General features: G+C 62.6%; 13 protein-coding genes. 4 read left to right on the plus strand and 9 right to left on the minus strand.

All coding sequences use genetic code 11. The features are described 5' to 3' along the window. Positions 1–79: 79 nt before the first annotated feature. The 6 genes from msrQ to AC1ZV1_RS25610 form a co-directional block, all read right to left on the minus strand. Positions 80–688 carry a protein-methionine-sulfoxide reductase heme-binding subunit MsrQ gene (msrQ, locus tag AC1ZV1_RS25585; protein WP_484294200.1) on the minus strand — a complete coding sequence of 203 codons (609 nt, stop codon included), beginning with the start codon at positions 686–688 and terminating at the stop codon, positions 80–82. Continuing rightward, positions 688–1,698, minus strand: a complete 1,011-nt coding sequence (gene msrP / locus AC1ZV1_RS25590) for a protein-methionine-sulfoxide reductase catalytic subunit MsrP (protein WP_484294201.1) — start codon at positions 1,696–1,698, stop codon at positions 688–690. Before msrP ends, msrQ begins: the two co-directional genes overlap by 1 nt. A 57-nt stretch (positions 1,699–1,755) precedes the next feature. Beyond that, complete coding sequence (gene pssA / locus AC1ZV1_RS25595; protein WP_484294202.1) at positions 1,756–2,580, minus strand: CDP-diacylglycerol--serine O-phosphatidyltransferase; 825 nt, start codon at positions 2,578–2,580, stop codon at positions 1,756–1,758. A gap of 149 nt (positions 2,581–2,729) precedes the next feature. Beyond that, a complete protein-coding gene (ilvC, locus tag AC1ZV1_RS25600; protein WP_017516327.1) occupies positions 2,730–3,746 on the minus strand; it encodes a ketol-acid reductoisomerase in 1,017 nt (338 codons plus the stop codon). 44 nt (positions 3,747–3,790) lie between these two features. Continuing rightward, on the minus strand, positions 3,791–4,282 hold the full coding sequence (gene ilvN, locus AC1ZV1_RS25605) for an acetolactate synthase small subunit (protein ID WP_017516326.1): 492 nt from the start codon (positions 4,280–4,282) through the stop codon (positions 3,791–3,793). A 2-nt stretch (positions 4,283–4,284) separates the two neighbouring features. Continuing rightward, positions 4,285–6,015 carry an acetolactate synthase 3 large subunit gene (locus AC1ZV1_RS25610; protein WP_026078709.1) on the minus strand — a complete coding sequence of 577 codons (1,731 nt, stop codon included), beginning with the start codon at positions 6,013–6,015 and terminating at the stop codon, positions 4,285–4,287. 403 nt (positions 6,016–6,418) lie between these two features. On the opposite strand from AC1ZV1_RS25610, the gene AC1ZV1_RS25615 reads away from it, so the two are divergent. Next, entirely contained in the window at positions 6,419–6,868 is a 450-nt protein-coding gene (locus AC1ZV1_RS25615) for a DUF4124 domain-containing protein (protein ID WP_484294203.1), read from the plus strand. 6 nt (positions 6,869–6,874) lie between these two features. On the opposite strand, the gene AC1ZV1_RS25620 is transcribed toward AC1ZV1_RS25615, so the two are convergent. From AC1ZV1_RS25620 to mrcB, 3 genes are read right to left on the minus strand one after another with little or no spacing between them, the layout of a single operon-like run. After that, the gene (locus AC1ZV1_RS25620; protein ID WP_484294204.1) at positions 6,875–7,204 is read right to left on the minus strand and encodes a YqcC family protein; all 330 of its coding nucleotides are present in this window, start codon (positions 7,202–7,204) and stop codon (positions 6,875–6,877) included. Then, positions 7,204–8,031: a tetratricopeptide repeat protein gene (locus AC1ZV1_RS25625; protein ID WP_484294205.1), complete on the minus strand. Its 828-nt coding sequence runs from the start codon at positions 8,029–8,031 to the stop codon at positions 7,204–7,206. Before AC1ZV1_RS25625 ends, AC1ZV1_RS25620 begins: the two co-directional genes overlap by 1 nt. Before the next feature lie 16 nt (positions 8,032–8,047). After that, the gene (gene mrcB, locus AC1ZV1_RS25630; protein ID WP_484294206.1) at positions 8,048–10,372 is read right to left on the minus strand and encodes a penicillin-binding protein 1B; all 2,325 of its coding nucleotides are present in this window, start codon (positions 10,370–10,372) and stop codon (positions 8,048–8,050) included. Between the two features lie 214 nt (positions 10,373–10,586). Between mrcB and AC1ZV1_RS25635 the strand changes: the two genes are divergently transcribed. The 3 genes from AC1ZV1_RS25635 to AC1ZV1_RS25645 all read left to right on the plus strand — a co-directional run bounded on the left by AC1ZV1_RS25635 (position 10,587) and on the right by AC1ZV1_RS25645 (position 13,556). Continuing rightward, entirely contained in the window at positions 10,587–12,149 is a 1,563-nt protein-coding gene (locus AC1ZV1_RS25635) for a bifunctional aminoglycoside phosphotransferase/ATP-binding protein (protein ID WP_484294207.1), read from the plus strand. A gap of 229 nt (positions 12,150–12,378) precedes the next feature. After that, on the plus strand, positions 12,379–12,651 hold the full coding sequence (locus tag AC1ZV1_RS25640) for a TfoX/Sxy family protein (RefSeq protein WP_045216847.1): 273 nt from the start codon (positions 12,379–12,381) through the stop codon (positions 12,649–12,651). 104 nt (positions 12,652–12,755) lie between these two features. Further along, on the plus strand, positions 12,756–13,556 hold the full coding sequence (locus tag AC1ZV1_RS25645; protein ID WP_484294208.1) for a cyclic nucleotide-binding domain-containing protein: 801 nt from the start codon (positions 12,756–12,758) through the stop codon (positions 13,554–13,556). Positions 13,557–13,668: the final 112 nt, after the last annotated feature.

Consider the following 13,668-nt stretch of genomic DNA (forward strand, 5'->3'; position numbering starts at 1 on the left):
CTTTCAGCGCTTCGTCGCTGGGAGTGGTGCGCATTATAGGGAGTTTAAATCGGCCGTCAACGACTAATTTAAACTTTCTTCAGTTAGCCGCCAGGCGGCCCCGCAGCAACGGCAAACGACGCGCCACAGGCGGAGCCCGCAGCAACATCAGGAGCAGCCCTATGGCGGCATAGATCACCCAGCGCTCCAGATCGGACCGCACGACCCACAGCATATGCAGCAATCCCAGACCGAGGATGACATATATCAGGCGATGCAGTTTCTTCCAGCCGCCCCCCAACCTGCGCATGCTGTAGCGGTTGGACGTGATCGCCAGTGAGAGCAAGCCAAGGAAGGCAACGAACCCGACAATGATGTAGGGCCGCTTTCGCAACTCGACAGTCAACTGCGCCCAGTCCAGCCCCAGGATGAACATGGCATAGGCACTCAGGTGCAGCACTATATAGGTGAAGCACCACAACCCCAGTTGGCGACGCACCTGAACCCAACCACCCCAGCGAGTGATCTTCTGTAGCGGCGTCATCGCCAGGGTAATGAGCAGCAGGACGAGCCCGCCCTGCCCTAACCGGTCAACCAATGCCTTGCCCGGATCCGGACCGAGGTCAAAGATCCATGCCTGGTACAACCAATAGAGCGGTAACACCAAAGCGGCCAGGAACACCCCGGCCCGCCAGAGCGGATAGCGCATCAGTAATCCTTCCTCAGATCCATGCCTGCATAGAGCGACGCAACTTCGTCGGCGTAGCCGTTAAACATGAGAGTAGGACGAACATTAGGGCTGAATAGCCCACTGGGCAGTCGACGCTCACGCGCCTGGCTCCAGCGAGGGTGGTCCACCGTCGGATTCACGTTGGCAAAGAAGCCGTACTCATCCGCAGCCAGGCTCTGCCAGGTAGTCTTCGGCTGCTCCTCGACGAAGCTGATCCGAACAATGGATTTGGCGCCTTTGAAGCCATATTTCCACGGCACAACCAGACGAAGCGGCGCACCGTTCTGGTTTGCCAGCACTCGCCCATACATGCCGACTGCCAGTATCGCCAATGGGTGCATTGCCTCATCCATGCGCAACCCTTCTACATAGGGCCAGTCAATCAAGGCGAAATTGGATTGCACACCCGGCATGGCCTTGCGATCCACCAGCGTTTCGAAGCGCACGAACTTCGCCTTGCTGGTCGGCTCTACCCGCTTGATCAACTCCGAGATCGGAAAGCCGATCCACGGAATGACCATCGACCAGGCCTCAACACAACGCAGCCGGTAGACGCGCTCCTCCAACTGGTAGGGTTTGATGAAATCCTCCAGCGCATATTTGCCAGGCTTGCTCACCTCCCCATCGATTACCACTGACCACGGCTCGGTCTTCAGGGCGCCGGCATTCGCAGCGGGATCCCCTTTGTCCGGGCCGAACTCATAGAAGTTGTTGTAGGTGGTCGCATCCTTGAACGGCGTGATGGCCTCATCTTTCACCGTCACCGCATCCCAGCGGGTAGCAGACAGCTTTTCGGCGAACCAGGAAGGCGCGGCAGCTTCGGCGACATCGGCATAGCGACCACTCTCGGCAAAGCCCAGCCGGGGCAAGCCGGAGAGTGCGGCAGCCGCCATCGCACCGCCGAGGAAGTGGCGACGGGAGAGATAGAGGGATTCAGGAGTGACTTCCGATTCGTGGCAATCGGAAAGACAGGACGACTTGATCAGCATGACGGGCTCCGCAACGGCTGGCTGTATGCGCCAGTAGACTGCGGAGCCCGCTGGAAATTACACGACAGGCGGCTGCTTGCGACGGCGCAATTGCAACAAGTATTGCACCGGGCCGGAGGTGGCGTATGCAAGGAACAGCAGGAGCAGGATGCGCGGCGGGTCGGTGAAGACCACGGCGAATGCCAGCACCACCACCAGGATCGCCATGAACGGCACGCGGCCGCGCAGGTCGAGATCCTTGAAGCTGTAGTACTTGATGTTGCTGACCATCAGCATGCCGGCGGCAGCGACCATCAGAGCAACCAGCAGGGAAACCTTGGCGCCCTGCACGTCGAAGTCGGCGAACGCCCACACCGTACCGGCAACCAATGCCGCGGCAGCCGGACTGGCCAGACCAATGAAGTAGCGCTTGTCGGCCTTGCCCACCTGGGTATTGAAGCGGGCCAGACGCAGAGCGGCACCCGCCACATAGATGAAGGCAACCATCCAGCCGACCTTGCCCAGGCTGCTCAGCGCCCACTCGAAGGCAACCAGCGCCGGCGCGACGCCGAAGGCGACCATGTCGGACAGCGAGTCGTACTCGGCGCCGAAGGCACTCTGGGTATTGGTCAGGCGGGCCACACGACCATCGAGGCCGTCGAGGACCATGGCGACGAAAATGGCGATAGCGGCGTTGGAGAAGTCGCCGTTCATGGCATTGATGATGGCGTAGAGGCCGGTGAACAGTGCCGCGGTGGTGAACAGGTTGGGCAGCAGGTAGATGCCGCGATGTCGAACCTTGCGACCTTCGGCATCATGGCCTTCTTCGATGTGCTCATCGATGGGCAGCAGACTTTCTTCGGTGTCGGAAGCCTTGTTGGGCTCCTCGTGACCTTCACTCATGGACGATTCCTTGAGAACTCGTTGAGGCTGAGATTCGTCGGGGCACGCTACTGCGCAGACTCACCCGACGCCCCCGCTTTATACCAGATCACCGCCCCTAAACGAAAAAACGCGGCAAGCGCCGCGTTTCTTCGTTCGTCGAAATGACCTTAGTTCTTGGTCTTGTCGACGATCTTGTTGGCAGCGATCCACGGCATCATGGCGCGCAGCTGCTCGCCGATGACTTCGATGCCGTGAGCGGCGTTGTTACGGCGCTTGGCGGTCATCGACGGGTAGTTGGTGGCGCCTTCGGAGATGAACATCTTGGCGTACTCACCGTCCTGGATGCGCTTCAGAGCATTGCGCATGGCCTGACGGGATTCCGCGTTGATGACTTCCGGACCGGTCACGTACTCGCCGTATTCGGCGTTGTTCGAGATCGAGTAGTTCATGTTGGCGATGCCGCCTTCGTACATGAGGTCAACGATCAGCTTCAGTTCGTGCAGGCACTCGAAGTAGGCCATTTCCGGAGCGTAGCCGGCTTCAACCAGGGTTTCGAAACCGGCCTTCACCAGCTCGACACAACCGCCGCACAGAACAGCCTGCTCGCCGAACAGGTCGGTTTCGGTTTCGTCCTTGAAGGTGGTTTCAATGATGCCGGTACGGCCGCCGCCGACGCCGCAGGCGTAGGACAGCGCGACGTTCTTGGCATTGCCCGAAGCGTCCTGGTAGATGGCGATCAGGTCAGGGATGCCGCCGCCCTTGACGAACTCGGAGCGCACGGTGTGGCCCGGGGCTTTCGGCGCGATCATGATCACGTCGAGGTCAGCGCGCGGAACGACCTGGTTGTAGTGGATGGAGAAGCCGTGAGCGAAGGCCAGGGTAGCGCCCTTCTTCAGGTTCGGCTCGATCTCGTCCTTGTACAGGCGGCCCTGGAACTCGTCCGGGGTCAGGATCATGACCAGGTCGGCAGCGGCAACGGCTTCAGCCACTTCAGCGACTTTCAGGCCGTGGTTCTGAGCCTTGGCAACGGAAGAAGAACCCGCACGCAGGCCGACGGTGACGTCGACGCCGGAGTCTTTCAGGTTGCAGGCGTGGGCGTGACCCTGGGAACCGTAACCGATGATGGCAACTTTCTTGCCCTGAACGATGGAGAGGTCACAGTCTTTATCGTAGAAAACGCGCATTTGGGTAATCCCCTGTCAGTTGGCCTCGTGGGCCGTATTTCAAATCAGATGCTGAGAGTCTTGTCGCCACGGGCAATGCCGGTGACGCCACTGCGGACAACTTCGAGGATCGACGCGGTGCCGATGGCCTGGATGAAGCTGTCCAGCTTGTCGCTGGTGCCGGCCAGCTGCACGGTGTAGACGCTGCTGGTGACGTCGACGATCTGCCCGCGGAAGATGTCGGTGGTGCGCTTGACCTCGGCGCGCTGGGCGCCGGTAGCCTTCACTTTCACCAGCATCAACTCGCGCTCGATGTGCGCGCTCTCCGAGAGGTTCACCAGTTTTACCACCTCGATGAGCTTGTTGAGGTTCTTGGTGATCTGCTCGATGACTTCATCCTGACCGGCGGTGGTCAGGGTCAGGCGCGACAGCGTCGGGTCCTCGGTCGGGGCGACGGTCAGGCTTTCGATGTTGTAGTTGCGCTGGGAGAACAGGCCGACAACGCGGGAGAGCGCGCCGGGTTCGTTTTCCAGCAGCAGGGAAATGATGTGTCGCATGATCAGGTACGCTCCGTCTTGCTCAGCCACATGTCGCGCATCGCACCACCGCGGATCTGCATCGGGTAGACGTGCTCGCTGGTATCGACCTGGATGTCGAGGAAGACCAGGCGATTCTTCATCGCGAAGGCTTCTTCCATCATCGGCTTCAGGTCCTTCAGGTCGGTGATGCGCATGCCGACGTGGCCATACGCTTCAGCCAACTTGACGAAGTCCGGCAGCGATTCCATGTAGGAGTGCGAATAGCGGCTGTTGTACTGCATGTCCTGCCATTGGCGGACCATGCCCAGCGCACCGTTGTTCAGGTTGACGATCTTCACCGGCAGGTCGTACTGCAGGCAGGTGGACAGCTCCTGGATGTTCATCTGGATGCTGCCTTCACCGGTCACGCAGGCGACGTCGGCTTCGGGGAAGTTCAGCTTCACGCCCATGGCGGCCGGGAAGCCAAAACCCATGGTGCCCAGGCCACCGGAGTTGATCCAGCGGTTGGGCTTGTTGAAGCGGTAGTACTGCGCCGCGAACATCTGGTGCTGACCCACGTCGGAAGCGACGAAGGCATCACCGTGAGTGACTTCGCAGAGAGTCTCGATCACGGTCTGCGGCTTGATGATGCTGCCGTCGCCCATGTTGTACGGGAACAGGCCGCGGGTGCCTCGCCATTCCTCGATCTGCTTCCACCAGGCAGCCTGGGCTTCCTTGTTCGGGGTCTCGCCGATTTCCTTGAGGATCGCGACCATTTCGGTCAGGACGCTATCCACCGGGCCAACGATCGGGATGTCAGCCTTCACGGTCTTGGAGATCGAGGCCGGGTCGATGTCGACGTGGATGATCTTGGCGTTCGGGCAGAACTTGGCGGCGGTCTCGCCGTTGATCACGCGATCGTCGAAACGCGCGCCGACAGCGAAGATCACGTCAGCGTGGTGCATCGCGAGGTTCGCGGTGTAGCTGCCGTGCATGCCGAGCATGCCGACGAACTGGCGATCGGTACCCGGATAGCCACCCAAACCCATCAGGGTATTGGTCACCGGCACATTGAGCATGCGCGCGACTTCCGTCAGCGGCTCGGCGGCATTGCCCATGATCACGCCACCACCGGCGTAGATGATCGGGCGCTTGGCGGCCAGCATCATCTCTGCTGCCTTGCGGATCTGGCCGGAGTGGCCACGGACCGCCGGGCTGTAGGAGCGCAGCTTCACCTTCTTCGGGTAGTTGTATTCGAACTTCTGGGTCGGATCGCCCATGTCCTTCGGGATATCGATCACCACCGGGCCAGGACGCCCGGACTGGGCGATATAGAAGGCCTTCTTGATGACCTCTGGGATTTCCGACGGGTGCTTGATGATGAAGCTGTGCTTCACGATCGGGCGGGAGATACCGACCATGTCGGTTTCCTGGAACGCGTCGGTGCCGACCATGTTGCTCGCCACCTGGCCGGAGATCACCACCATCGGGATGGAGTCCATGTAGGCAGTGGCGATGCCGGTAACGGCGTTGGTCGCGCCGGGACCGGAGGTCACCAGCACCACGCCAGGTTTGCCGGTGGCACGCGCATAGCCGTCGGCCATGTGGGTAGCGGCCTGCTCGTGGCGAACCAGAATATGGGTCACTTCGTTCTCTTTGAAGAGAGCGTCGTAGATATGCAGGAGGGCACCGCCCGGGTACCCGTAGATGTACTTAACGCCTTCGTCACGCAGGGAGCGGACGACCATTTCAGCGCCGGATAAAAGTTCCACGTTGTCACCTCTAGAACGCTATATACGGAAACCCCCAACGTGGGGGACCGACTTGGATGGCTGCCCGGCAGACATGGGCGAATGTAATCGCCGGCTACGTCGACTGCCGATTGAGCAGAACCTGGAGACACTCCTGTTTGTGTTACGGAGAGCCTCCACCCAGCGCGAGGTAACGCGAAACAGGGTGAAACTTTGCGGCGCGGGTAGCACCTCTTGTCTGCCGAGTAAAACCAGCTTGCGGCCGGCCCACTGCAGCGAACCTTGGATTCTTCTGAAACGAAGCGGCCAAGTCAAGCCATATATGGCTTTGAATGAAGCCGGGATGTGAACTTTCTCAGAGTGAATAAGCGCACGTTTTGGTTATAGTTACCGACAGACTCCGCATCCCAAGGATCGACAACGCATGCGACGGACGATTTTCATGGGCAGCCTGCTGCTCGCACTGGCCCCGACCGTGATGGCCGCGCAGGTCTACAAATGGGTCGACGCCCAGGGCATCACCCACTTCGGCGCCCAGCCGCCGGAAGGCACTGACGCCGCCGCCGTCAACACCAATACTGCCCCGCCCAAGGCCAGCAACTTCCCGCCACCCGCTGCCGCCAAGCCGGCGCTACCACCCAGCACGGACGAGAAGCAGAAGGCTGCCGACGAGAAAGTGCGCCAGGAAGTGGCGCAGCAGGAGGCCGAGCGCGTTCAGCAATGCGACAAGCTGCGCACCGACCTGGCCCAGCTGAAGAACAACCCGCGCATCCGGGTGGACGACGGTAATGGCGATCTGCGGCGGATCACCGAAGAAGAACGCCAGGGGCGGATCGCCACCAGCGAGAAGAGCCTGCGCGAAAACTGCAACTGACGCCCCTCAGGGCGTCGGGCTGATCAGTTGATCGAAGGCGCCAAGGGCATCCAGCAGCGCTGTCACTCGCGCGCCCTCACTGGCGTAAGCCATTTCCGCGATGGCGCGGATGCCCGAGGCACTGGGCAGGTCCGCGCCACTCTCGATGATCAGTTTCATCCGTGGCAGGAAGATCCACTGCAGCCACTCCTCGAGCGCCAGCGTATCCACGCAGAACGGCTCGACGCTGGAAAGCCTGTCCGTCGACGGGCTTTCACTTCCCCACAGTCCGATCGCACGCATCTCCCGCTCGATCAGCAGCAGTTGATCCGCAACGGCCAGCACACGTGCGTCCATTACAGGGTCACCTTGGCTTTCTGACGTGCTTCGGCGGCACCGGCTGCATTGCCCTGCTGGTCACGGCACTTGGCGATCAGGTCCCACAGGCTGGCCTGCATGGTCGGGCGACCGTTGGCCAGCGACAGGCCGCGCAGCGCCACCTGTTCGGCTTGCGCGGCATCGCCCTGAGCCAGGCGAACCTGGGCCAGCTTGTAGAGCACCTGCGGCTCGCGCGGAGCGATGCGCTGGGCGCGCTCCAGGCTGGCGGCAGCGCCATTCAGGTCACCGCCACCCTGCTGTTGCGAGGCGGAGGTCAGCAGCGCCAGCACCGGACCATCCAGTTGCTCGTCCGCCGACAGGCCGGCGTTGCTCGACGGAATCCCGGACGGCCCCTGGTAGGTACTGCCCTGGCTCGCCGGGGCGGCCTGCTGGTTCTGGTACACCGGCTGCTGGTAGGTCTGCGACTGGAACCCACCATTAGACGTGATGCCGCCACTGGTGGAGATCGGCTGTTGCGACGAGTAGGTCGAGCCGGTAGCGCCCGGCGCCGAGGTCATCGGCGTCGTACTGATCGGCGCGGCGCCCGTCTGCGCCGGGAAGGTCTGAATCGGTGCCATACCGGCATCCTGCGGGACCATCACGGTCACACCGGAATCACCCTGCGGGATGCTCTGGCCCGCGCCAGCACGAACCGGCGCCTGCGTATTGCTGCCGGCGCGGCCGACACGCTCCGAGTTGGAGACGGAGGTACCGGAGTCCTGCACGGGAATCGCACCGTGCTGCGGAGACGCACAACCGGACAGAAGCGCCAGAGTCGCCGACGCTGCAAACCAAGCTTTTCTCACTGCCAATCCTCTTGCATCAGTTCAACCAGCCGCGCACCCAGTCCATGACTTCGCCGGCCGGCGTCTGGTTTCCGCAACCCGCGCCGGGCGCAGGTTCGCTTCCTCGAATATAAGGCATCTGCACCGCACCGGGGCAGTTGGCATCAGTGCCCTGCCCGGTATGCGGATCGACCCAGGCCTGCACGACGTTATCCGGCATCGGCATATCCAGCGGCGCGGGATTGGCCTTGCGCATGAAGCTGGTCCAGATCTGCAGTGCGCCGGTCGCGCCGGTCAGCGGCGTCTTGCCGTTATCGTCGCGACCGATCCAGACCACCGCCAGCAGGTCCTGACCGAAACCGGAGAACCAGCTGTCGCGGGAGTCGTTGGTGGTGCCAGTCTTGCCCGCCAAGGTCAGGGACGCCGGCAGCTGGTTGTACACCGAACGCCCGGTACCCTCGCGCATTACGCGTTGCATCGCGCTCTGGAGCAGGTAGATGGAGCCGGGATCGAAACGCTGCTCGACCTGGAACGGATAACGCTTGAGCGGCTGTCCGTCGGCGGCCAGTACACTGCGGATACTCCGCAGCGGGGTATTGAAGCCGCCGCTGGCGATGGTCTGGTACATGGTCGCAACCTGCATCGGGCTCAGCGCACCCGCACCCAGCAGCATCGACGGATAGGCCGGCCAGTTCGGCGACACACCCAGGCGCTCCAGGGTCTTCAGCACGTTCGGCACGCCCAGGTCGAGGCCCAGCCTGGCCGTGGACAGGTTCAGCGAACGGGCCAGCCCCTGATAGAGGAAGATCGTACCGTTGGCCGTGCCTTCGTAGTTCTTCGGCGTCCATACCTGGCCATCCTTGCCCTTCACCTGGAACGGCTCGTCCTGGATATAGCTGGTCAGGGTGTACTGGCTTGGACGCTCCAGCGCTGTCAGATAGACCGCGGGCTTGACCAGCGAACCGATCGGACGCACCGCATCGACGGCGCGGTTGAAGCCAGCGAAACGCGGGTCACGGCTGCCGAGCAGCGCCTGGATCTCACCGGTTTCGGGGTTGGTCACGACCATCGCAGTTTCGGTCTCGGCGACACCCTTGCGGCCCTCGAGGCGCTTGAAGGTTTCGCTGACGGCAGACTCTGCCTTCATCTGCAGGATCGGGTCGAAGCTGGTAAAAATGCGCAGACCCTCCTCAGTCAGGTCCTCGTCGCGGTAATCCTCGCGCAACTGGCGCTTCACCAGGTCGAGGAACGCCGGGTAGGAGCTGTTGGCCATGCTGCCCTGACGGGTCACGCCCAGCGGCGCCTGTTTGGCGGCCGCCGCTTCATCGGCAGTGATCACGCCCTGCTCGGCGAGCACGTCGAGCACCACGTTACGGCGCTCCAGTGCGCGCTCCGGGTTGCGGCGCGGGTTGTAATAGGACGGCCCCTTCACCATGCCGACCAGCAGCGCCACTTGCGGCAGCTTGAGCTCCGACAGCGGCTGGCTGAAGAAGTACTGGCTGGCGAGGCCGAAACCGTTCACCGAGCGCTGACCATCCTGGCCGAGGAACACCTCGTTGAGGTAACCCTCGAGGATTTCGCGCTTGTCGTAATGCAGCTCCAGCAACACCGCCATCATCGCTTCGGTGAGCTTGCGCGACAGGCTGCGCTCGTTGGTCAGGAAGAAATTCTTCACCAACTGCTGGGTCAGGGTACTGCCACCCTGGCGCAACTGGCCCGCACTGGCGTTGACCCAGACGGCGCGGGCGATCGACTTGATCGAAACCCCATGGTGAGTCCAGAAGTCGCGGTCTTCCACGGCGACCAGGGTATCGATCAGGTATGGCGGCACCTGGTCGAGTTTGATCAGGATGCGGTCTTCGTTGTGCGCCGGGTACAGGCCACCGATCAGCAGCGGCTCCATGCGCGCAACAGCCAGGTCGCCGCCGTTGGCACGGCTCAGCCCGGCCACGTAGTCGCCGGAGAAGCGCACGCGAATCCGCTGCGCGGGCTCGGCGCCTTCGTAGAACTGGAAACCGCGGGTATTGAGGTCGACGGCATTGCCGGACACCGCGACAGCGCCAGGCCCTGCGACCGAGGCTTCACGGCGATAGCCCAGGGCATCCAGCTCGCGCAGGAAGTCGTCCTTGCCCAGCTTCAGGCCGACGAACAGTTCCAGCGGCCGGGCGTATACCTTGGCGGGAATGGTCCAGCGCTTGCCGGAGAACTTCTCCTGCACAACCGCATCGAGGTACACGGCAAAACCGGCCAGCACCACCACGCCAACCAGACCGAGCTTGAGAGCCCAGCCCAGCCACTTGCGCATGGCAGGCGACGATTTGCCGCTTTTTTTACGGGATTTGGAAGATCGGGGACGCGTCATGGCGGCGCATTATACGTACTTTATCCACAGGAGACAGACGCCGCTCCAGCGGCATCCGGGCTGATGCGAACTGCCGCGCATCTCACGAATCAGGCAGTCGCCGAGCTATGACCCCACGATGGCCATTTGGTTGCCGGCCGGCTGCGGAGTTTGCACCCGCCGACCCAGCCGCCATAATGCCTGCCTTCAGAAATTCGATCGGAAAGGACATCACGTGAGCCAGACTCTACTCGCAGCCCTGCAGAATCCCGCCCTCTTCCCCCATCCGGTCGAAGGGTTCCGGGTCATCGAAACCCACATTTCCTGGGTGCTGCTCACTGGCTCCTACGTCTACAAGATCAAGAAGCCGGTGAACTTCGGCTTCCTCGACTTCACCGACCTCGCCAAGCGCAAGCACTTCTGCGAAGAAGAACTGCGCCTGAACCAGCGCCTCACCGACGGCCTGTACCTCGACGTGATCGCCATCACCGGCAGCGAGTCCGCTCCGCAGCTCAACGGCGAGGGCCCGGCCATCGAGTACATGCTCCAGTGCCGTGAATTCCCGCAGAGCCAGCTGCTCAGCGAAGTACAGGCCCGTGGCGAACTCAGCGCCGAGCACATCGACGGCCTGGCCAAGCAGATCGCCGACTTCCACCTGCGCACCCCGGTCGTCGCCACCGAGCACCCGCTGGGCACACCGGAAGCCTGCATGGCACCGGTGCGTCAGAACTTCGAGCAGATCCGCCCGATGCTCTCCGACAAGGCCGACCTGCAACAGCTCGACGCCCTGGAAGCGTGGGCCGAGTCCAGCTTCGAGCGCCTGCACAGCGTGTTCGAGCAACGCAAGGCGAACGGCTTCATCCGCGAGTGCCACGGTGACATTCACCTGGGTAATGCCGCGATCATCGACGGCACGGTCGTGCTCTTCGACTGCATCGAGTTCAACGAACCGTTCCGCTTCACCGACGTCACTGCCGACTACGCCTTCCTCGCCATGGACCTGGAAGACCGTGGCCTGAAGTGCCTGTCGCGACGTTTCGTCAGCCAGTACCTGGAATACACCGGCGACTACCAGTCCCTGGCCCTGCTGAACTTCTACAAGGCCTACCGCGCCCTGGTCCGCGCCAAGATCGCGCTGTTCAGCCTGGCTCACCAGACCGATGCCGTGCAGAAGGCCGCGACCCTGCGCCAGTACCGCAATTACGCCAACCTGGCGGAAAGCTACAGCGCCATTCCGTCGCGCTTCCTGGCCGTCACCGTCGGCGTGTCCGCCGTCGGCAAGAGCCAGGTCGCGCTGCGCCTCGTGGAAGCGCTCGGCGCCGTTCGCCTGCGCTCGGACGTAGAGCGCAAGCGCCTGTTCGGCGAGCAGGATCCCGAGCAGCAAGGCCAGCTCAAGGAAGGCATCTATGACGCCGACGCCACCCTCGCCACCTACCAGCGCCTGAACGAACTGGCGGTCGACATCCTCCGCGCCGGCTACCCGGTCGTGCTGGACGCCACCTTCCTCAAGCGCGAGCAGCGCGCCGCGGCCTGGGAGATCGCCGAAGAAACCGGCGTGCCCTTCCTGATCCTCGACTGCCACGCACCGGATGCCGTGATCGCCGGCTGGCTGGCTCAGCGCCAGAGCGAAGGCAAAGACCCTTCCGACGCAACCCTGGAAGTGCTCCAGGCACAGCAGGCCAACCGCGATGCCATCAGCGCCGAGGAGCAGCAGCACAGCAAGCGCGTCGATACGCCGGACGCCGCCAGCCTCGATGCCCTGGTCGCCAGCATCCGCCAGCGCCTGCCGGGCCTCTGATCCCCGCCTGCCGGCCGGAAATCGCCCCAAACGGCGGCTTCCGGCCGATAGTCAGGCCGCACAGCCCGCCGCAAACGACGACATCGTCCTGCCCCGCATTCTCGACGATGTCACAAAGCCACGTTTTTCCCAGTCACCGCTACACTTCCCTCTGAGTGTCCGGCCGCTACGAGCAGTTCTCGGCCCCTTCAAGACCTGACACCCATCGCGCCCATCGCAAGGACAGACGATGAACGACGAACTGCTGCACCTGAAGAACCTCGGCAAGACCTCCGCCCAATGGCTGCATGCCGTGGGCATTCACAGCGCCAGCGACCTGCGCCGCCTGGGGGCGGTTGGCGCCTACCGGGCCGTGCGCGCCCGCGGCTTCCGCGCGTCGAAAGTGCTGCTCTATGCCATCGAGGGCGCGCTGCTGGATGTGCACTGGAATGACCTTCCGCCCGCGCATAAGGCCGCTCTTCTTGGCGAGCTTGAGACATTTCCTGCACGTAACAAGAGCTAGCTCACAAGCTCTGTGTGAAAATGTTTACGCAAGGTGCCTGTCCGCTTATGGTTTCAGGGCCCTTCGTGCGCCCTCGACCGTCGCCATATCAAGGAATTACGGCCATGTACCTACTCGGTGAACAACCTGCTTACGCCGATCGACTAATCAATCGCCTGCAGGGCATTCCGGCGCAATTGCTTGCCGGCCTGGAACCCGCCGGCGAAGCCATTCGCCTGGAGCGTTCCGACGACCTCGAAGGCGAGCTGCCCGGCAAGCACCTGTTCCTCATCGAAAACGGACTGGTCCACGCGCTGGTGGACGAGCGCCCGCTGTTCTATCTGCAGGAAGGCGACCTCGTCGGCCTGCGCCAGGGTATCGAGCTTCCGCCCTGCCGCTACGTCAGCGAAGAGCCGCTGTGCCTGATCCCTTATTCGCGCAGCGAAGTGTTCCGGCATATCCACAGCAACGAGCAGCGCCAGGAGCAGTTCCTGCACTACCTGATCGGGCACACCGCGCTGTTGTCGGATGCCCTGGCGCACCTCAAGCAACCGGAGATTCGACCGGCCACCGGCTTCCAGCACTTCGCTGCAGGCGCCCAGCTGATCCAGCAGGGTGACGACGCCGAGCACGTATTCATCATCATCGAGGGCCACGCCGAAGCGTTCGTCGACGGTCAGAAGGTCGGTGATGTGCAGAAGGATGAAATCTTCGGCGCCATGGCCGTGTTCACCCGCGAGAAACGCAGCGCCTCGGTGATTGCCAGCGAGCCGTGCACGGTGATGGTGATCCCGAAGGACCAGTTCCTCAGCCTGATGCAGAGCAACCCGCGCATCGCCCACAGCCTCATCGAAGGCATGGCACGACGCATCGACCTGCTGAACAAGGAAGTGACCCAGCTGCGCCTGCAACGCCAGGCCGACTGATCCGCTTTCCCGCGAAAAGCCCGGCCCAGCGCCGGGCTTTTTCGTTTGCGCTGACGGTGCTTCGCAGGCGAGAAAAAATTCGCAGAAAAGAGGTTGACTCTCAAATGATAAT

The organism is Pseudomonas sp. BB438 (assembly GCF_057180225.1).

Coding starts and splice junctions, on each gene's coding strand:
- AC1ZV1_RS25640 (WP_045216847.1), top strand. CDS start 12,379: ATGAACGACGAACTGCTGCACCTGAAGAACCTCGGCAAGACCTCCGCC.
- pssA (WP_484294202.1), bottom strand. CDS start 2,580: ATGAGTGAAGGTCACGAGGAGCCCAACAAGGCTTCCGACACCGAAGAA.
- msrP (WP_484294201.1), bottom strand. CDS start 1,698: ATGCTGATCAAGTCGTCCTGTCTTTCCGATTGCCACGAATCGGAAGTC.
- ilvN (WP_017516326.1), bottom strand. CDS start 4,282: ATGCGACACATCATTTCCCTGCTGCTGGAAAACGAACCCGGCGCGCTC.
- AC1ZV1_RS25645 (WP_484294208.1), top strand. CDS start 12,756: ATGTACCTACTCGGTGAACAACCTGCTTACGCCGATCGACTAATCAAT.
- mrcB (WP_484294206.1), bottom strand. CDS start 10,372: ATGACGCGTCCCCGATCTTCCAAATCCCGTAAAAAAAGCGGCAAATCG.
- msrQ (WP_484294200.1), bottom strand. CDS start 688: ATGCGCTATCCGCTCTGGCGGGCCGGGGTGTTCCTGGCCGCTTTGGTG.
- ilvC (WP_017516327.1), bottom strand. CDS start 3,746: ATGCGCGTTTTCTACGATAAAGACTGTGACCTCTCCATCGTTCAGGGC.
- AC1ZV1_RS25620 (WP_484294204.1), bottom strand. CDS start 7,204: ATGGACGCACGTGTGCTGGCCGTTGCGGATCAACTGCTGCTGATCGAG.
- AC1ZV1_RS25615 (WP_484294203.1), top strand. CDS start 6,419: ATGCGACGGACGATTTTCATGGGCAGCCTGCTGCTCGCACTGGCCCCG.